This is a genomic window from Desulfosporosinus burensis, from assembly GCF_054657535.1.
Genome location: NZ_BAAHYN010000004.1, coordinates 316,734 through 335,277, shown reverse-complemented (window position 1 = coordinate 335,277; position 18,544 = coordinate 316,734). Strand labels below are relative to the sequence as shown.

Sequence of the window (18,544 nt, the reverse complement as noted above, 5' to 3'; positions counted from 1 at the left end):
GCATTAGATAATAAGGAGACATTATCTTTGAAATTGTCGGAATGATGGTGGAACATCATAAACAGTTAAGCGAGGTTCTTTTTAAGGCCTTGCTTTTGGCTGTATATGTCAATATATTATCCTCAATGAGAGAAAACCGCACTGAGGGGTGAAACGTACATGTTCTATCCTGTTAAGGTTGGGACGAGAGAACGCTGGAGTTATTCCAGAATTCGAGAAGTCCTAGACATGCCAAATTTGATTGAAATCCAGCAGAACTCCTATCGTTGGTTTCTTGATGAAGGGTTGCGCGATATGTTCCGCGATATTTCGCCGATTCAAGATTTCACAGGCAATCTCGTTTTGGAATTTGTTGATTATAGCTTAGGAGAAGCTAAATACCAGGTGGAGGAATGCAAGGAACGTGATGTTACCTTTGCAGCACCTCTGCGAGTAAAGGTACGTCTGATTAACAAGGAAACTGGTGAAGTAAAAGAACAGGAAGTCTTTATGGGGGATTTCCCGTTGATGACAGACAAGGGCACCTTTATTATCAATGGAGCCGAACGGGTTATTGTCAGCCAACTTGTAAGATCACCGGGAGTCTACTATGCTGAGCAAATTGATCCGAGCGGGAAGAAGCTCTTTGGAGCAACGGTAATTCCGAATCGTGGGGCATGGCTAGAATTTGAAACGGATATCAACGATAATATCTTTGTAAGGGTTGACCGGACTCGGAAATTGCCGGGGACTGTCCTTATTCGAGCTTTAGGATATGCCAGTAACGGACAAATACTAGAGTTATTTAATGATAACGAATATATCCGTGCAACTTTAGAAAGAGATAACTCAGAGTCAACCGAAGAAGCCTTGGTCGAAATTTACAAGCGCTTAAGGCCGGGTGAACCCCCGACAGTTGACAGCGCGCGCTCACTTTTGGAAGCGCTGTTCTTTGACGCCAAACGCTATGATCTAGCGAAGGTAGGCCGCTATAAACTCAATAAAAAGTTGGGTTTGGATATACCCATGGATGTGCGTCACTTGACGCGTGGGGACATCATAGCCAGCGTCCAACGGATGCTAGCCTTGATGAATGGAGAAGGTTCTAAAGATGATATTGACCACTTGGGCAATCGTAGGTTGCGCTCGGTAGGAGAACTTCTTCAGAATCAATTTCGTATTGGATTGTCACGTATGGAACGTGTCGTGCGCGAACGGATGACGATTCAGGATGTCGAGGTCATTACTCCTCAAGTCTTAATCAACATTCGTCCTGTTGTGGCAGCAATCAAGGAGTTTTTTGGTAGTAGCCAGCTATCTCAATTTATGGACCAGACAAATCCTTTGGCCGAATTAACCCATAAACGCCGCTTGAGTGCCTTGGGACCGGGAGGATTGAGCAGAGAGCGCGCAGGTTTTGAAGTGCGCGATGTCCATCATTCCCATTATGGCAGGATGTGTCCTGTAGAGACACCAGAGGGCCCAAACATTGGTTTGATTGGTAGCCTAAGCACCTTCGGACGGATCAATCCCTATGGATTCATAGAAGCCCCATACCGGATGGCGGATAAAGAGAACGGCAGAGTTACAGACGAGATCCATTACTTAACCGCTGACGAGGAAGAAAAGTATGTCGTAGCTCAGGCCAATGCACCACTAGATGCTGACGGTAAGTTTTTAGGAGAAAAAATTGACGGTCGTCATGGACCTGACTTTGTTCATGTCTCGCCGAATCAGGTTGATTACATGGACGTATCCCCTAAACAAATGGTATCCATCGCCACCGCGCTTATTCCATTCCTCGAACATGATGATGCCAACCGGGCTCTAATGGGCTCTAACATGCAACGACAGGCAGTACCACTATTACGTACGGACTCTCCTTACGTCGGTACAGGCATGGAGTATAAAACAGCGAAAGACTCTGGTGTTTGTGCGATAACCAAACAAGCAGGAGTTGTGGAACGAGCTACTGCGGATGAGATTATTGTCCTTCGTGCAGATGGTACAACCGAGAAACATAAACTCCTCAAATATTCACGGTCTAACCAAGGGACCTGCATTAACCAGCGACCCATTGTTATGAAAGGGGAAGTGGTGGAGGCCAGTCAGATCATCGCAGATGGGCCATCCACAGACCATGGTGAACTGGCCTTAGGGCGTAATGTTCTGGTCGCCTTTATGACTTGGGAAGGATATAACTATGAGGACGCAATCCTGATTAGTGAAAAGCTCGTCAGAGAGGATTATTACACTTCCATTCATATAGAAGAATATGAATCAGACGCACGGGATACGAAACTTGGACCCGAGGAAATTACACGCGACATCCCCAACGTCGGGGAAGATGTTTTAAAAGATCTTGACGAGCGTGGAATTATACGCATCGGAGCAGAAGTTCGTCCCGGAGACATTTTAGTCGGAAAAGTTACTCCTAAGGGTGAAACTGAGTTAACGGCAGAAGAGCGTCTACTCCGAGCAATTTTCGGAGAAAAAGCGCGTGAAGTACGGGATACTTCCTTGCGAGTACCGCACGGTGAAGCGGGTAAAATTGTCGATGTGAAGGTCTTTACGCGTGAAAACGGCGATGAATTATCTCCAGGAGTCAATCAACTTGTGCGCGTTTACATTGCTCAAAAGCGAAAAATCTCAGTGGGTGATAAGGTAGCTGGTCGCCATGGAAACAAAGGGGTTATTTCGAGAATCATGCGTCAAGAGGATATGCCGTTCATGCCGGATGGTACACCGATTGAAATTGTGCTCAATCCCCTAGGCGTGCCTTCGCGAATGAATATCGGTCAGGTTTTAGAAACTCACCTCGGTCGGGCGGCCAAGGCCCTAGGGATTCGAATCGCGACCCCAGTCTTTGACGGTGCCACTGAAGATGATATTTTTGAAACTTTGGAGAAAGCAGGTCTTTCAAGTGATGGTAAGACCGTCCTGTACGATGGTCGTACAGGAGATCCCTTCGACAGCAAGATCACAGTGGGCTATATGTATGTGCTTAAGCTTCACCATTTGGTGGACGATAAGATTCATGCCCGTTCGACAGGTCCTTACTCTCTCGTGACACAGCAGCCGTTAGGTGGTAAAGCGCAGTTCGGTGGCCAACGCTTTGGAGAGATGGAAGTTTGGGCACTGGAGGCCTATGGAGCAGCATATACTCTGCAAGAAATTCTAACGGTAAAATCGGACGACGTTGTAGGACGTGTGAAGACGTATGAAGCGATCGTTAAAGGAGAGAATATCCCTGAACCAGGAATACCCGAATCCTTTAAGGTTTTGATCAAAGAAATGCAGAGTTTGGGACTTGACGTTAGAGTCTTAGCGTCAGATGATCGGGAAATTGAGATTCATGATACCGATGAGGATATAACGGAAACCGCAAAGGAACTTGGCATTGATTTACATGAGGAACTTTTACTCCCCTCGAGTCGCGTAGTTGGTAAACCAGAGGAGGAGGAAGAGCTCGCAGTCGACGATGAAGATCCGCTCGATGAATTAAATGTGGAAGTCCTAGAGGACGAAGATATAGATCTTGGCGATCTCAAATAGTCCCCGGACGAAAGGAGCGATATGGATTGCTAGACGTCAATAACTTCGACCGTATGCGTATTGGCTTAGCTTCTCCCGATATGATTCGTGAATGGTCGTTTGGAGAAGTAAGGAAACCTGAAACGATTAACTATCGGACCTTAAAGCCCGAGCGAGAAGGGTTGTTTTGTGAAAAGATTTTTGGTCCAACTCGAGACTGGGAGTGTCACTGTGGAAAATACAAAAGGGTCCGCTATAAAGGCATTGTCTGTGATCGTTGCGGAGTAGAAGTTACCCGATCTAAGGTTCGTCGTGAACGGATGGGCCACATCATACTTGCTGCACCGGTATCTCATATTTGGTATTTTAAAGGGATCCCGAGTCGCATGGGATTACTCTTGGATATGTCTCCTCGTGCCTTGGAAAAGGTCCTGTATTTTGTCTCCTATATTGTGACAGATTCAGGCGATACGTCCTTGATGAAGAAACAACTTCTGACAGAAACTGAATATCGAGAATATCGTGATAAATACGGGGATCGTTTCCAGGCAAGCATGGGAGCGGAAGCAGTTAAAGAGTTGCTTGAAGAGATGGACTTAGACAAACTTAATGACGAGCTGCGCTTAGAATTAAAAGAAGTTTCTGGTCAACGTAAGATTCGAGCAATTCGGCGGCTTGAGGTTGTCGAGGCTTTCAAGTCATCTGGGAACCGTCCGGATTGGATGATCATGGATGTTGTACCAGTGATTCCGCCGGAATTGCGACCTATGGTTCAGTTAGATGGTGGGCGGTTTGCTACATCTGACCTTAATGACCTTTATCGCAGGGTAATTAATAGAAATAACCGTCTAAAACGTCTTCTGGATCTTGGCGCGCCTGATATTATTGTCAGAAACGAGAAGCGGATGCTCCAAGAGGCAGTTGACGCCTTGATTGATAATGGCCGTCGCGGACGTCCAGTTACGGGCCCAGGAAACCGTCCACTTAAGTCCTTAAGTGATATGTTAAAAGGTAAACAGGGGCGTTTCCGGCAGAACCTCTTAGGAAAACGGGTCGATTATTCAGGTCGTTCTGTTATCGTGGTCGGACCAAATCTTAAGCTCCATCAGTGTGGACTTCCCAAAGAGATGGCTTTGGAACTTTTCAAACCCTTCGTCATGAAAAAGCTGGTCAATGAGGGACATGCTCATAATATCAAAAGTGCAAAACGAATGGTTGAGAGGGTACGACCAGAAGTGTGGGATGTGCTCGAGGAAGTAATTACCGATCACCCGGTTCTTTTGAATCGTGCTCCAACCCTTCACCGCTTAGGTATTCAGGCCTTCGAACCAATCTTAGTCGAGGGTCGAGCCTTGCAGATTCACCCCTTAGTATGTACTGCCTACAATGCGGACTTTGACGGAGATCAGATGGCAGTTCACGTTCCGCTGTCGGCAGAGGCCCAGTCCGAAGCTAGGCTGTTAATGTTATCTGCACACAACATTCTAAACCCTAAAGATGGGCGACCAGTCGCTACTCCAACTCAGGATATGGTCTTAGGATCCTATTATCTAACGATGGAGCGACCAGGTGCTTTTGGAGAGGGAAAAATATTTAAAGATTATGATGAAGCAGTTTTAGCTTATGATACAAAAGCAGTTCACTTACAGGCTAGTATTAAAGTTCGCCGCGACGGGAAACTATTAGAGACGACTGTTGGACGATTAATTTTCAATTCCGTCATTCCTCCTCAAATAGGCTACTTCAATGAAGTGGTCGGTAAAAAAGGTCTGGCCGACATCGTTGCCAAAACCTACCGTAAGGCTGGATATGAAGCGACGGCTAGCTTATTAGATGGATTGAAGAGCCAAGGATTCAAATTCTCTACGCGTGCGGGGATGACCGTCGGCTTGACGGACATTACCGTTCCCAAGGAAAAGACAGAAATCCTCGGCAAGGCTGACTTAGCGGTGGCTAAAACTGAGCAGCAATATCGCAGGGGTCTGATTACGAACGAAGAACGCTATAATTTGGTCATCGATACTTGGGCTAAAGCAACTAAAACAGTAACCCAAGCCTTGATGGATACTCTTGATGAGTTTAACCCGGTCTATATGATGGCGACATCCGGTGCCCGGGGTAATATTCAACAGCTCAGACAATTAGCAGGTATGCGGGGACTCATGGCAGATCCGTCTGGACGTACTATTGAGTTACCAATTAAGGCAAATTTCCGTGAGGGATTGACAGTCTTGGAGTACTTTATTTCTTCACACGGTGCACGTAAAGGTCTCGCGGATACTGCTCTAAGAACGGCTGACTCAGGTTATCTGACCCGTCGTCTCGTCGATGTGTCACAAGATGTGATTGTTCGCGAAGAAGACTGCGGAACTTTAACCGGCATTATGGTAGAGGATATTAAAGATGGTCCAGAAATCATCGAACCTTTGGTAGATCGTCTTGTAGGACGCTTTGTACTTGAAAACTTACTCCATCCTGAGACTGGCGAAGTACTGGCGACACCTGACACTGAAATAACCGAAGAACAGGCCATTGAAATTGCCAACACGAATGATTCAGCCATTATTCGTTCCGTTCTCACCTGTAAGTCGCGCTATGGAGTATGCAAGAAGTGCTATGGACGTAACCTTGCAACCGGCCGACCAGTAGAGATGGGCGAGGCGGTCGGGATTATCGCAGCACAATCGATTGGTGAGCCTGGAACACAGCTGACAATGCGTACCTTCCATACTGGTGGGGTAGCAGGGGATGATATAACCCAAGGTCTTCCTAGGGTAGAAGAACTGTTCGAAGCTCGTAAACCAAAAGGGCAAGCGATCATTTCAGAAGCCATCGGTAAGGTATCCATCAGTGAAGTTAAGGGACGGCGTGAAGTTGATCTCTTGACTGAAACAGAAGAGCACATTATCTATACAATTCCCTATGGCTCACGCCTCTGCGTTAAAGAAGGACAGATGGTTGAAGCAGGGGATGAGTTAACAGAAGGAAGCATCAATCCCCATGATATGCTCAAAGTCAAAGGTCAACGCGGAGTCCAAGTCTACCTTTTAGGCGAAGTACAACGTGTCTACCGACTTCAGGGGGTCGATATTAACGACAAGCATATCGAAGTGATGGTACGGCAAATGTTGCGTAAGGTAAAAATTGATGATGCCGGGGATACAACCTTACTTCCAGGCGGTCTGATCGATGTCTTCGATTTCCAAGACGAGAACGCCAAGGCGATTGCTGGAGGTGGAGAACCTGCAGTAGCTCATCCGGTTCTTTTGGGAATTACGAAAGCTTCTCTAGCAACTGATTCATTCCTCTCGGCGGCCTCTTTCCAAGAGACAACCCGTGTTCTCACAGAAGCGGCAATCAAAGGGAAGGTCGATCCATTGCTCGGACTGAAAGAGAATGTGATCATCGGCAAATTAATCCCTGCTGGAACGGGCATGTCGAGGTATCAAAATATTAAAACTTTGGAATCTAAGCTGACTTAATTATTGACACGTTAGACCTCAAATGCTAAACTACTATAGTGTGATTAAGGGGGGAAAGCATTTTGGTGCTTGATGAAACCTTCAAACATGCCAAAAAGAAGACAGTTGGGTTAAAACAAACTCAACGTGCCCTGGAAAAAGGGCGAGTTAAACGTGTTTTTATAGCTAAAGATGCTGAGAAGCATGTCCTTCGACCCATCCTTGAGTGGTGTGATAATCATCATGTCGAGCGTACTGAAGTTCCTACCATGAAGGAATTAGGTAAAGCGTGTGGGATAGAAGTGGGCACAGCCGTAGCGGCTATCTTAGAAGAATCTTAAAGCGTTTAATTAATTGCTGAACACATAAGCGGATTTTGGAATTGCTTGTAAAATGCTGCTGCAAGCAATTCCTTGTATATTGATTTCATTAGAAAGGAGGCGGAGACATGCCGACAATTAACCAACTGATCCGTAAAGGACGTAGTTCAATCGAGCAAAAATCGACAGCTCCAGCTTTACAGTGGGGCTATAACTCCCTTAGACGTAAGCAATATCCATCAGGAGGATCCCCTCAAAAACGAGGAGTTTGTACAAGGGTTTATACTACAACTCCTAAAAAGCCTAACTCTGCACTTCGTAAGGTAGCTCGTGTGCGCTTGACCAATGGGCTTGAGGTAACCACTTATATTCCGGGAATCGGACACAACTTGCAAGAGCACTCCGTGGTCTTGATCCGCGGTGGTCGTGTTAAGGACATCCCAGGTGTACGCTATCACGTGATCCGTGGAGCTTTGGATACAACTGCTGTTCAGAAACGAGCACAAGGTCGCTCTAAATATGGTGCAAAACGACCGAAAAAAGTCTAAGAATAATCTTATGCGGATGATCGGAAATACGATAAAAAGGAGGGAAAATTATGCCACGTAAGGGATATGTTGCAAAACGAGAAGTTCTGCCTGATCCGATTTACAAGAATCAAATTTTAACCAAGTTTATTAATCAGATTATGTTGGATGGTAAAAAAGGAACGGCAGAGGCTATTTGCTATAGCGCCTTTAATATGATTCAGGAAAAGTCTGGTAAAGATCCACTTGAAGTCTTCTCCACTGCCTTGAAAAATGTTATGCCAGTCTTAGAAGTAAAGGCTCGCCGTGTTGGTGGTGCGAATTATCAAGTTCCCATTGAAGTGCGTGCAGAACGTCGCACGACTCTTGGTCTTCGTTGGCTTGTTGCAATGGCGCGTAAGCGCGGTGAAAAAACAATGCAAGAGAAGATCGCTGGAGAGTTACTTGATGCCTCTAACAACACTGGTGGTTCTGTCAAGAAGAAAGATGATATGCATAAAATGGCCGAGGCCAATAAGGCTTTTGCGCATTACAAGTGGTAATTTGATGCATACTGACTTTGACAGAAAGGGTGAATCACAGTGGCAAGAGCATTTTCACTAGACAATACGCGCAATATCGGAATTATGGCGCACATTGACGCCGGAAAAACAACCGTCACAGAACGAATTCTTTTCTACACCGGACGTGTGCATAAAATCGGTGAGGTTCATGATGGTGCTGCGACCATGGACTGGATGATCCAGGAGCAGGAACGTGGCATCACCATTACTTCTGCGGCTACAACCTGTGAGTGGAGAAATAATCGCGTTAATATTATCGACACACCAGGGCACGTGGACTTCACTGTAGAGGTGGAACGATCTCTGCGCGTTCTTGATGGCGCAGTGGCTGTGTTTTGCTCCGTTGGCGGGGTAGAACCTCAATCCGAAACCGTTTGGCGACAAGCGGATAAATACAAAGTGCCACGTTTGGCTTTTATTAACAAGATGGATCGTTTGGGGGCTGATTTCTTCCGCGGTGTTTCAATGATTAAAGACCGCTTAGGAGCAAACCCTGTTCCAATCCAGTTGCCGGTTGGTAGTGAGGAAAACTTCAAAGGGATTGTCGATCTCGTCTCCATGACAACGACAATCTATACGGACGACTTAGGTAAGACCGAAGAGCATAACCAGATTGCTGATGACTTAGTCGAAATGGCTAACGAGTATCGTGAGAAATTAGTTGAAGCAGTTGCTGAAACAAGTGAAGAACTCATGATGAAGTATCTTGAAGGAACAGAAATCACAGAACAAGAAATTCGCGAAGGAATACGCCGCGGAGTTATCGGGAATAAGTTCATCCCGGTTCTGTGTGGATCTGCTTTCAAGAATAAAGGAGTACAGCCGCTCCTGGATGCGGTTGTGGACTATATGCCTTCCCCGCTAGATGTACCACCTATTAATGGAGTACATCCTGATACGGGAGAGGAAGATCATAGGACCGCCTCTGACTCTGAACCATTTTCAGCGTTGGCCTTCAAGATCATGTCTGACCCATTCGTTGGAAAGTTAGCGTTTTTCAGAGTATATTCGGGCGTGTTGAGTGCAGGATCTTATGTCTATAACTCAACTAAAGGCAAGAAGGAACGCATTGGACGGATACTCCAAATGCACGCCAATCACCGTGAGGATATTCAAGAGGTTCGTTCAGGAGACATTGCTGCCGCAATTGGTCTGAAAGACACTACAACGGGTGACACTTTATGCGATGAGAAGACCCCGATTATTCTCGAAAGAATGGTCTTCCCTGAACCGGTTATTCACGTGGCTATCGAGCCTAAAACTAAAGTCGACCAGGAAAAAATGGGCGGCGCACTCTCTCGCCTTGCGGAAGAAGATCCTACGTTTAAAATGCACACGGATACTGAAACTGGACAGACGATTATTGGAGGGATGGGTGAACTCCATCTTGAGATTATCGTTGACCGTTTACAGCGGGAGTTCAAAGTACAATGTGATGTAGGACGCCCACAAGTTGCCTACAAAGAAACCATTCGGAAGACGGTCAAAGCCGAAGGAAAGTTTGTTCGTCAGTCTGGTGGACGTGGACAATACGGACACTGTTGGGTCGAACTTATGCCACTTGAACCTGGAAGCGGCTTTGAATTTGTCAACAAGGTGGTCGGCGGCGTTATTCCTAGGGAGTATATTAACCCGATTGGTGCCGGTATCCAAGAAGCCTTGCAAAATGGTATTCTGGCCGGATATCCTGTTCTTGATTTACGGGCAACCGTTTATGATGGTTCTTACCACGATGTTGACTCTTCAGAAATGGCCTTTAAAATTGCCGGATCCATGGCCTTTAAAGCTGGAGCACTGAAGGCAGATCCTGCGATAATTGAGCCAGTCATGAAAGTGGAAGTAACCGTTCCTGAGGAATACATGGGGGATGTCATCGGCGATATTAGCTCGCGTCGAGGACGAATTGAAGGAATGGAAGCGCGCGGCAATACTCAGGTTGTTCGGGGATTTGTTCCACTTTCTGAAATGTTCGGTTATTCAACTGACTTGCGTTCCGCAACTCAAGGACGTGGAGTCTATGTGATGCAATTCGATCACTATGAGGAAGTCCCCAAAGGCATCGCTGATGGCATTATTGCCAAGCGCCATGGGTCATAGGCGAGGTTCGAGGCATTAAATGAAGTTCGAACTCTAAAGTCCGAACTTCGCAACCTCACTGAATTATAAAGTTACTATTATTTTAAAGGAGTGAAAAAAATGGGAAAAGCGAAATACGAACGTACTAAACCACATGTTAACGTAGGAACCATTGGACACGTCGACCATGGTAAAACCACCACGACAGCGGCAATCACCGTTGTTCTTTCTAAACACGGTGGTGCTGTAGCAACAGCCTTCGACCAAATCGACAAAGCTCCAGAAGAGCGTGAGCGTGGGATTACTATTTCTACAGCACACGTAGAGTATGAGACAGATAACCGTCACTATGCACACGTCGACTGCCCAGGACACGCTGACTATGTTAAAAACATGATCACCGGTGCTGCTCAGATGGACGGCGCAATCCTTTGTGTTTCCGCTGCTGACGGCCCTATGCCTCAAACCCGTGAGCACATCCTCTTGGCCCGCCAAGTTGGTGTTCCTAGTATCGTCGTTTGGTTGAACAAGGTAGACATGGTTGACGACGAAGAGCTGATTGAACTTGTCGAAATGGAACTTCGTGAACTATTAACAGCACAAGAGTATGATGGCGACAATGTTCCCATCGTTCCAGGTTCCGGACTGAAAGCACTTCAATGTGGTTGTGGAAAACGCGAGTGCGAGTGGTGTGGCAAGATTTGGAATCTTATGGATGCTGTCGATTCCTATATTCCGACCCCAGCACGTGACACTGACAAGCCTTTCTTAATGCCTGTCGAGGATGTCTTCACAATTACTGGACGTGGAACTGTTGCTACAGGTCGTGTTGACCGCGGAAGAGTTAAAGTCGGTGACGAGGTCGAAATCGTTGGTTTGACTGATGTTTCTCGCAAGACGATTGTAACAGGCGTTGAAATGTTCCGTAAACTTCTTGATTCAGCTCAAGCTGGAGACAACATTGGAGCTCTGCTTCGTGGAGTTGAGCGTAAAGACATTGAGCGCGGACAAGTGTTAGCGAAAGCAGGAAGCATTAAACCTCACACCAAGTTCTCTGGTGAGGTCTACGTTTTGAATAAAGAAGAGGGTGGACGTCATACTCCATTCTTCCATAACTATCGCCCACAATTCTACTTCCGTACAACGGACGTAACCGGTGTAATCACACTCCCAGAAGGTACTGAAATGGTTATGCCCGGAGACCGTGTGACGATTGATGTTGAACTTATCACTCCAATCGCTATGGAAGAAGGACTTCGCTTTGCTATCCGTGAGGGTGGCCGTACTGTTGGTTCAGGCATCGTTGCCAAAATTACCGGCTAATTGAAATTATAGGATCTCGTAGAGAGGAAGAGTTATTCTTCCTCTCTACAAAAAAGTTCGGATAAGGATGCCCTTTTTGTGAGTACAGTTCAATCCGCCCTCTGGCATCTGAGCTACGGCCTCTGGCCGATAGCATCCGACTTCAGATTTGGTAAGGCGTAAGAGGTTGCTGCCAGGTGACTCCGCTGAATCAGGGAATTTTTACGCTTAAAGCCCGTATAACGGGAATTACGAGGAGGTATTTATACTAAATGAGCCAAAAGATAAGAATCCGGCTTAAAGCATATGATCACAAAACTCTAGACCAATCAGCAGAGCGCATTGTCGAAACTGCCAAGCGAACCGGTGCTCAGGTTAGTGGTCCTATACCACTTCCGACTGAGAAAAACATTTACACCATTTTGCGCTCACCTCATGTCAACAAAGATTCGCGTGAACAGTTTGAGATGCGCACTCATAAACGTTTGATTGACATCTTAGAACCTACGCCAAAAACAGTTGATGCACTGATGCGTCTCGACTTACCTGCTGGCGTAGATATTGAAATTAAACTCTAATTGTCCATAAATTAGAAGTAGCTTAATAGTATGTTCTGTGATATACTATAGTTATGTTTGTCGCGTGAAACACCCGGTAGCGTGGAGTAGTTGCCGAGAGGTTCGCGATAAAATAATAAAACAAGCGCTCTCGTGCTCCGGTAAATCCGGCGCACTTCAAAGCGTTTAGGAGGTGGCATTCGTGTCAAAAGGAATTTTAGGTAAAAAAATTGGTATGACTCAGGTCTTTACAACTGAGGGACGTGTGGTTCCAGTTACCGTCGTTGAAGCGGGTCCATGCCCAGTCGTTCAAAAGAAGACTGTGGCAACTGATGGCTACAACGCAATTCAGGTTGGCTTTTCGATGCTTCGCGAAACGTTAAGCAATAAGCCGCGTAAAGGACACTTTCAAAAGGCTTCATTGAAGCCGATGCGGTATGTTCGTGAGTTTAAAGTGGCTGATGTAGAAAGCTACGAGATCGGTCAAGAGATTAAAGCGGATCTGTTCGCGGTAGGCGACAAACTGGATGTCGTTGGTACTTCAAGAGGAAAAGGCTTCGCGGGAATGATTAAACGTCATAACGCTAGTCGTGGACCAATGGCACACGGTTCTAAGTATCATCGCCGTAGTGGTTCCCTTGGCGCGAAAGGCCCAGCTCGTGTATTTAAAGGTCGTGAGTTACCGGGACGTATGGGTGGCGAACGTATTACTGTACAAAATCTGGAGGTAATCCGGGTTGATGTGGATAAAAACCTGATCTTAATCAAAGGATCTGTTCCAGGAGCGAATAAGTCGTTGCTCATTCTGAAGCCTTCAGTGAAGGCGAAGTAATACTGAGAAAGGAGGAATAAGCAATGCCGAAAGTTCAAGTGTTAAATATGCTAGGCGAAGAAGTTGGAGAAATCGAACTCAGCGAAAGCATATTTGGAATACAACCGAATATCCACGTTCTGCATTCGGCGGTCGTATCGCAACTAGCTGGAGCAAGACGGGGAACTCAGTCTGCGTTGTTACGTGGCGAAGTTCGCGGAGGTGGACGCAAACCATGGCGTCAAAAAGGAACGGGTCGTGCTCGATCTGGTAGCACTCGCTCTCCGTTGTGGAGAGGCGGCGGTGTGATCTTTGCTCCCAAACCCCGTAAATATGGCTTTAAATTACCTAAAAAAGTTCGCCGATTGGCTTTGCACTCGGCACTCTCTTCGAAGGTTATAGAGCAACAGCTGATTGTCCTTGATGTGCTGAGTATGGGTGAAGCAAAAACTCGTGAGGCAGTAAAAGTGCTCAAGGCCCTTCATGTTGATAAGAAGGCTATGATCGTGATGGATCAGATGGACGATGCAGTGCTAAGATCAACACGTAACCTTGAAGGTGTCAAGGCAACAGATGTTGCTGGAATGAATATAGTTGACCTTCTTAACCACGATATCCTTGTGATGACCAAAGCAGCAGTTACTAAAACAGAGGAGGTGTTAGCGTAATGCGCGACGCACGTGATGTCCTCAAGAGTCCGGTAATCTCAGAGAAGTCTGTAGGACTTGTTGAAGAAAATAAATACACCTTCTGGGTAAATCCAGCTGCGAACAAAATCGAAATCAAAGCTGCGGTAGAAAAAATGTTCAAGGTGACCGTAGAAGAAATCCGTACATTAAGCGTTAAGGGTAAAATGAAGCGGGTTGGCAAGTATACAGGTAAGACTTCCAACCGCAAAAAGGCGATTGCCACGCTTAAAGCTGGAGATAAGATTGACAACTTCGCAGGCCTGTAAGCAGCTTGAGCAAAGGAGGAAAGTGAAAATTCATGGCTATAAAGACTTATAAACCAACGTCGCCAAGTCGTCGTAACATGACTGGGTCGACCTATGAAGAGATTACCAGGACCGAGCCAGAACGTTCTTTAGTCAAGCCGCTGCCTAATAAGGCTGGACGAAATAACGACGGTCGCCTGAGTGTACGCCATCAAGGTGGCGGACATAAGCGGATGTTCCGCGTGATTGACTTTAAGCGTAATAAAGACGGAATTCCTGCTCGAGTTGCGAGTATCGAATATGATCCGAACCGCTCTGCGAATATTGCCTTGTTATACTATCGAGATGGTTACAAAGCGTATATCTTAGCACCGAATGGACTTCAGGTCGATCAAGTCATCGTTTCTGGTCCGGATGCAGATATTAAAGTCGGCAACACTCTGCCGCTTCAGAATATTCCTGTGGGTACCTTGTTGCACAACATTGAAATGAAGCCTGGTAAAGGGGCTCAGATGGTTCGCTCGGCTGGAGGATCTGCACAACTCATGGCTAAAGAAGGCTCCTATGCTACCTTAAGACTGCCATCGGGTGAAATGCGCATGATCCGAATTGAGTGTAGAGCAACTATCGGTCAAGTTGGAAACTTAGACCACGAGAATATTAACGTCGGTAAAGCTGGAAGATCACGTTGGATGGGAATTCGCCCTACAGTTCGTGGTTCTGTCATGAACCCAGTGGATCATCCACATGGTGGTGGAGAAGGCCGTAACTCGATTGGTCGTAACCCGTGCACTCCTTGGGGTAAACCAGCTCTGGGAGCTAAAACACGGAAAAAGAAAAATCCGTCGAATCGCTTTATCGTGAAACGGCGCAGTAAGTAGTCGAAAGGAGGCCCATAAATGAGTAGATCTCTTAAAAAAGGACCTTTCGTCGAACCTCGTTTACTTGAACGCGTAGAAGCAATGAACGAATCCGGTGAAAAGCGCGTCATTAAGACGTGGTCCAGACGCTCAACAATATTCCCGCAAATGGTCGGACTCACCATTGCGGTTCACGATGGACGAAAACATGTTCCCGTTTATGTTACTGAAGACATGGTCGGGCATAAACTTGGAGAGTTTTCGCCTACTCGCACCTATAAGGGCCATGCTGGTAGCGAAAAATCCAGCGGCTTACGTTAATTCGAGAGGAGGTTAAGGCACATGCAAGCAAAAGCAATGGCGAAATATGTACGTATCTCTCCTCGTAAGGTGCGCCAGGTGGTCAATCTGATCCGCGGCAAAAAGGTCAGTGATGCGTTCGCTATTCTTCAGTTTACACCCAACGGATCCACTGATGATGTGGTGAAGGTACTGAAGTCTGCAGTCGCAAATGCAGGACACAACTATGATATGAATGTTGATGAATTGATAATTACTGAAATTTGTGTGGATCAGGGACCGACTTTAAAACGCATCAAGCCTCGAGCTATGGGACGTGCTGACCAAATCCGGAAACGGACGAGTCACATTACTGTGGTTGTGGGCGAGAAGAAGGAGGGCTAAACAGTGGGTCAAAAGGTAAATCCCAAAGGCCTCCGCGTCGGAATTATCCGCGACTGGGAAAGCCGTTGGTATGCAGGCAAGAACTACATGGAACTCCTTCATGAGGATTTGAAGATTCGGGAGTTCGTAAAGAAAAAACTTAAACAAGCTGGATGTCCTAAGGTTGAGATAGAACGCGCAGCTAGTCGCGTCAAAGTTTCAGTCTATGCTGCCAAACCAGGTATTGTCATTGGTCGCGGTGGTACAGAAGTTGAAAACTTGCGCAAGCAGCTTGAAGCCATTACCGGCAAGCAAGTTGCTGTAAATATTGTAGAAATTAAGAAACCTGAGCTTGATGCCCAATTGGTTTCAGAAAACATCGCACTACAACTTGAAAAACGTGTATCCTTCCGTCGGGCCATGAAACAAACCGTTGGCCGAACAATGCGGACAGGTGCACAAGGAATTAAAATTCAATGCAGCGGTCGATTGGCTGGAGCTGAAATTGCCCGAACTGAATGGTATCTTGAAGGAAAAGTACCCCTTCATACACTACGTGCCGATATTGACTACGGATTTGCCGAAGCCAATACCACGTACGGTAAAATCGGTATCAAGGTTTGGATTTATAAAGGTGAGGTTCTTCCCGCCAAGAAGGTCGTCGCTCAGGTGGAAGGAGGAAACTAAATGCTAGTCCCAGCCAGAGTGAAACATCGGAAACAACACCGTGGTAAGTTAACTGGTAAAGCTACACGAGGTAACACCATTACGTTTGGTGAGTATGGTCTTATGGCTTTAGAAAGTGCCTGGATTACGAACCGTCAAATAGAGGCTGCACGTATCGCAATGACTCGCTTTATTAAACGGGGTGGTCAAGTCTGGATTAAAATCTTCCCGGATAAGCCTATTACAGCAAAACCTGCTGAAACACGTATGGGTAGTGGTAAAGGTTCACCAGAATACTGGGTTGCAGTGGTAAAACCAGGACGTGTGATGTTTGAGTTAAACGGCGTAACAGAAGAACAAGCACGTGAGGCACTCCGTTTAGCCATGCACAAACTCCCGATCAAATGCAAGTTCGTTACCCGTGCAGATCAAGAAGGAGGTGACGCAAATGAAAACTAAAGATTTCCGCGATCTAACCAATGACGAAGTATTAAAGGAAATCGACGACTTCAAAACCGAACTGTTTAATTTGCGTTTCCAATTGGCAACGGGTCAACTTGATAACCCAATGCGAATCAGAGAAGTCCGCAAAGGAATTGCTCGCGGTAAAACGATACTTCGCGAACGCGAGTTAAAGATTGAACGTGCCTAAGGTGAGAAAGGAGGCATTTTAACATGGAAAGAGCCCAACGTAAGCTACGCTATGGCAAAGTTATTAGTGACAAGATGGATAAAACTGTCGTTGTATCGGTAGAAATTACCGAACGTCACCCAGTATACAAAAAATCGATTACTCGCACAAAAAACTATAAGGCTCATGATGAGAACAATGATGCCCGCATAGGGGATACTGTTTCGATCATGGAAACTCGCCTCTTGAGCAAGGATAAGTGTTGGCGTGTGGTCGAGATTACTGAGAGATCAGTTGCTGCTCTCTAAAACGGTCTATATAAGTTCGGAAGGGGGTCAATGGGAATGATCCAGGTACAAACTAGGGTTAGAGTTGGTGACAACTCGGGCGCTAAAGAGTTAATGTGTATTCGTGTGCTGGGCGGATCAATGCGCCGATATGCTACGATTGGCGATATTATTGTTGCTTCGGTTAAACAAGCAACGCCAGGGGGCGTTGTCAAAAAAGGGGAAGTTGTTAAAGCTGTTATCGTACGGACTAGGAAAGAAATTCGTCGTTCCGACGGTTCCTATATTCGGTTTAGCGAAAACGCTGCTGTCCTCATTAAAGACGACAAGAGCCCTCGTGGCACCCGTATCTTCGGACCAGTTGCGCGCGAACTTCGCGATAATTATATGAAAATTATTTCCCTGGCACCGGAAGTTATCTAAGACACCATGATAGGTGGAGGTGAAGAAAGTGGCTGCTACAAAGCATAAGGTACAAACTGCAAAGATCCACGTTAAAAAGGGCGACTACGTCATGGTCATCAGCGGTAAGGATGCCGGCAAAAAGGGCAAAGTTATCGATGTGATTCTCAAGAAGGGTCGCGTGGTCGTTGAGAAGGCTAACCTCATTAAGCGTCATACCAAACCTTCTCAAAGTATGCCTCAAGGTGGCATTGTTTCCAAAGAGGCTCCGATGGCCAGTTCAAACGTCATGTTATATTGTCAAGAGTGTAAGTCCGTGACACGTGTCAGTGTCAAGGTGACGGAAAATGGTAAAGTTCGCATCTGTAAGCATTGCGGTGTGAATCTCCCGGATAAACACTAATTGCGAAAGGAGGGACCTCAGTGGCTCGTCTGAAAGATAAATACCAAAACGAAATAGCTCCTGCCTTACAGCAGAAGTTTGCTTATAAAAACGTTATGCAAATCCCTAAAATGGAAAAAATTGTGCTTAACATGGGCGTTGGCGAGGCGGTTCAAAACTCCAAAGCGATCGATTCTGCAGTTGGAGACATGATGAAGATCTCAGGACAAAAACCGGTTGTCACACGGGCAAAGAAATCCATTTCAACATTCAAGCTTCGTGAAGGAATGCCTATTGGCTGTAAAGTGACTTTGCGTGGTCAACGGATGTATGAATTTATGGATCGACTCTTAAATGTCGCATTGCCACGTGTTCGTGACTTCCGCGGTATTTCTGCGAAAGCCTTTGACGGACGTGGGAATTACACATTAGGAATTAAGGAACAGTTGATCTTCCCAGAAATGGAGTATGACAAGATCGATAAGCTTCGTGGAATGGATGTAGTCTTCGTAACAACGGCTAAGACGGACGAGGAAGCACGTGAGTTGCTTCGCGGATTCGGAATGCCATACCGTGATTAGAGAAAAGG

Annotated in this window: 21 protein-coding genes; all 21 read left to right on the top strand. The window is 46.2% G+C overall.

What is annotated here, in order from left to right:
- The first annotated feature begins 159 nt into the window (after positions 1-159).
- A complete protein-coding gene (gene rpoB, locus ACYQ3Q_RS09025) occupies positions 160-3,534 on the top strand; it encodes a DNA-directed RNA polymerase subunit beta (RefSeq protein WP_459928236.1) in 3,375 nt (1,124 codons plus the stop codon).
- Positions 3,535-3,560: 26 nt separating this feature from the next.
- Complete coding sequence (gene rpoC / locus ACYQ3Q_RS09020; RefSeq protein WP_459928235.1) at positions 3,561-6,995, top strand: DNA-directed RNA polymerase subunit beta'; 3,435 nt, start codon at positions 3,561-3,563, stop codon at positions 6,993-6,995.
- Between the two features lie 65 nt (positions 6,996-7,060).
- The gene (locus tag ACYQ3Q_RS09015; protein ID WP_459928324.1) at positions 7,061-7,315 is read left to right on the top strand and encodes a L7Ae/L30e/S12e/Gadd45 family ribosomal protein; all 255 of its coding nucleotides are present in this window, start codon (positions 7,061-7,063) and stop codon (positions 7,313-7,315) included.
- A 107-nt stretch (positions 7,316-7,422) separates the two neighbouring features.
- Entirely contained in the window at positions 7,423-7,842 is a 420-nt protein-coding gene (gene rpsL / locus ACYQ3Q_RS09010) for a 30S ribosomal protein S12 (protein WP_459928234.1), read from the top strand.
- Between the two features lie 50 nt (positions 7,843-7,892).
- Entirely contained in the window at positions 7,893-8,363 is a 471-nt protein-coding gene (gene rpsG, locus ACYQ3Q_RS09005) for a 30S ribosomal protein S7 (protein ID WP_034145777.1), read from the top strand.
- A 39-nt stretch (positions 8,364-8,402) separates the two neighbouring features.
- Positions 8,403-10,481 (top strand): elongation factor G, encoded by a 2,079-nt coding sequence (gene fusA / locus ACYQ3Q_RS09000; protein WP_459928233.1) that lies wholly within the window; start codon positions 8,403-8,405, stop codon positions 10,479-10,481.
- 99 nt (positions 10,482-10,580) lie between these two features.
- A complete protein-coding gene (gene tuf, locus ACYQ3Q_RS08995; RefSeq protein ID WP_459928232.1) occupies positions 10,581-11,783 on the top strand; it encodes an elongation factor Tu in 1,203 nt (400 codons plus the stop codon).
- Positions 11,784-12,034: 251 nt separating this feature from the next.
- Positions 12,035-12,340, top strand: coding sequence for a 30S ribosomal protein S10 (gene rpsJ, locus ACYQ3Q_RS08990; protein WP_459928231.1), 306 nt, complete (start codon positions 12,035-12,037; stop codon positions 12,338-12,340).
- Between the two features lie 181 nt (positions 12,341-12,521).
- Positions 12,522-13,151, top strand: a complete 630-nt coding sequence (gene rplC / locus ACYQ3Q_RS08985; RefSeq protein WP_459928323.1) for a 50S ribosomal protein L3 — start codon at positions 12,522-12,524, stop codon at positions 13,149-13,151.
- A gap of 23 nt (positions 13,152-13,174) precedes the next feature.
- Positions 13,175-13,798 (top strand): 50S ribosomal protein L4, encoded by a 624-nt coding sequence (gene rplD / locus ACYQ3Q_RS08980; protein ID WP_459928230.1) that lies wholly within the window; start codon positions 13,175-13,177, stop codon positions 13,796-13,798.
- The gene (gene rplW, locus ACYQ3Q_RS08975; protein WP_459928229.1) at positions 13,798-14,085 is read left to right on the top strand and encodes a 50S ribosomal protein L23; all 288 of its coding nucleotides are present in this window, start codon (positions 13,798-13,800) and stop codon (positions 14,083-14,085) included. Before rplD ends, rplW begins: the two co-directional genes overlap by 1 nt.
- A 32-nt stretch (positions 14,086-14,117) precedes the next feature.
- On the top strand, positions 14,118-14,945 hold the full coding sequence (gene rplB / locus ACYQ3Q_RS08970; protein ID WP_034145770.1) for a 50S ribosomal protein L2: 828 nt from the start codon (positions 14,118-14,120) through the stop codon (positions 14,943-14,945).
- An 18-nt stretch (positions 14,946-14,963) separates the two neighbouring features.
- Positions 14,964-15,245, top strand: coding sequence for a 30S ribosomal protein S19 (gene rpsS, locus ACYQ3Q_RS08965; protein ID WP_034145769.1), 282 nt, complete (start codon positions 14,964-14,966; stop codon positions 15,243-15,245).
- Positions 15,246-15,266: 21 nt separating this feature from the next.
- Positions 15,267-15,608 carry a 50S ribosomal protein L22 gene (gene rplV / locus ACYQ3Q_RS08960; RefSeq protein ID WP_034145768.1) on the top strand — a complete coding sequence of 114 codons (342 nt, stop codon included), beginning with the start codon at positions 15,267-15,269 and terminating at the stop codon, positions 15,606-15,608.
- A 3-nt stretch (positions 15,609-15,611) separates the two neighbouring features.
- The gene (gene rpsC / locus ACYQ3Q_RS08955; protein WP_459928228.1) at positions 15,612-16,274 is read left to right on the top strand and encodes a 30S ribosomal protein S3; all 663 of its coding nucleotides are present in this window, start codon (positions 15,612-15,614) and stop codon (positions 16,272-16,274) included.
- Positions 16,275-16,712 (top strand): 50S ribosomal protein L16, encoded by a 438-nt coding sequence (rplP, locus tag ACYQ3Q_RS08950; RefSeq protein ID WP_459928227.1) that lies wholly within the window; start codon positions 16,275-16,277, stop codon positions 16,710-16,712. It begins immediately after the preceding gene.
- The gene (gene rpmC / locus ACYQ3Q_RS08945; protein ID WP_045574842.1) at positions 16,702-16,905 is read left to right on the top strand and encodes a 50S ribosomal protein L29; all 204 of its coding nucleotides are present in this window, start codon (positions 16,702-16,704) and stop codon (positions 16,903-16,905) included. The genes rplP and rpmC overlap by 11 nt, the downstream gene beginning before the upstream one ends.
- Before the next feature lie 23 nt (positions 16,906-16,928).
- A complete protein-coding gene (rpsQ, locus tag ACYQ3Q_RS08940; RefSeq protein ID WP_459928226.1) occupies positions 16,929-17,192 on the top strand; it encodes a 30S ribosomal protein S17 in 264 nt (87 codons plus the stop codon).
- 36 nt (positions 17,193-17,228) lie between these two features.
- Positions 17,229-17,594 carry a 50S ribosomal protein L14 gene (rplN, locus tag ACYQ3Q_RS08935; RefSeq protein ID WP_034145763.1) on the top strand — a complete coding sequence of 122 codons (366 nt, stop codon included), beginning with the start codon at positions 17,229-17,231 and terminating at the stop codon, positions 17,592-17,594.
- Between the two features lie 28 nt (positions 17,595-17,622).
- Complete coding sequence (rplX, locus tag ACYQ3Q_RS08930; RefSeq protein ID WP_034145762.1) at positions 17,623-17,976, top strand: 50S ribosomal protein L24; 354 nt, start codon at positions 17,623-17,625, stop codon at positions 17,974-17,976.
- A 20-nt stretch (positions 17,977-17,996) separates the two neighbouring features.
- Entirely contained in the window at positions 17,997-18,536 is a 540-nt protein-coding gene (gene rplE, locus ACYQ3Q_RS08925; protein ID WP_459928225.1) for a 50S ribosomal protein L5, read from the top strand.
- Positions 18,537-18,544: the final 8 nt, after the last annotated feature.

Coding starts and splice junctions, on each gene's coding strand:
- rpoB (WP_459928236.1), top strand. CDS start 160: ATGTTCTATCCTGTTAAGGTTGGGACGAGAGAACGCTGGAGTTATTCC.
- rpsL (WP_459928234.1), top strand. CDS start 7,423: ATGCCGACAATTAACCAACTGATCCGTAAAGGACGTAGTTCAATCGAG.
- rpsG (WP_034145777.1), top strand. CDS start 7,893: ATGCCACGTAAGGGATATGTTGCAAAACGAGAAGTTCTGCCTGATCCG.
- tuf (WP_459928232.1), top strand. CDS start 10,581: ATGGGAAAAGCGAAATACGAACGTACTAAACCACATGTTAACGTAGGA.
- rpsJ (WP_459928231.1), top strand. CDS start 12,035: ATGAGCCAAAAGATAAGAATCCGGCTTAAAGCATATGATCACAAAACT.
- rplD (WP_459928230.1), top strand. CDS start 13,175: ATGCCGAAAGTTCAAGTGTTAAATATGCTAGGCGAAGAAGTTGGAGAA.
- rplW (WP_459928229.1), top strand. CDS start 13,798: ATGCGCGACGCACGTGATGTCCTCAAGAGTCCGGTAATCTCAGAGAAG.
- rplB (WP_034145770.1), top strand. CDS start 14,118: ATGGCTATAAAGACTTATAAACCAACGTCGCCAAGTCGTCGTAACATG.
- rpsS (WP_034145769.1), top strand. CDS start 14,964: ATGAGTAGATCTCTTAAAAAAGGACCTTTCGTCGAACCTCGTTTACTT.
- rplV (WP_034145768.1), top strand. CDS start 15,267: ATGCAAGCAAAAGCAATGGCGAAATATGTACGTATCTCTCCTCGTAAG.
- rplP (WP_459928227.1), top strand. CDS start 16,275: ATGCTAGTCCCAGCCAGAGTGAAACATCGGAAACAACACCGTGGTAAG.
- rpmC (WP_045574842.1), top strand. CDS start 16,702: ATGAAAACTAAAGATTTCCGCGATCTAACCAATGACGAAGTATTAAAG.
- rpsQ (WP_459928226.1), top strand. CDS start 16,929: ATGGAAAGAGCCCAACGTAAGCTACGCTATGGCAAAGTTATTAGTGAC.
- rplN (WP_034145763.1), top strand. CDS start 17,229: ATGATCCAGGTACAAACTAGGGTTAGAGTTGGTGACAACTCGGGCGCT.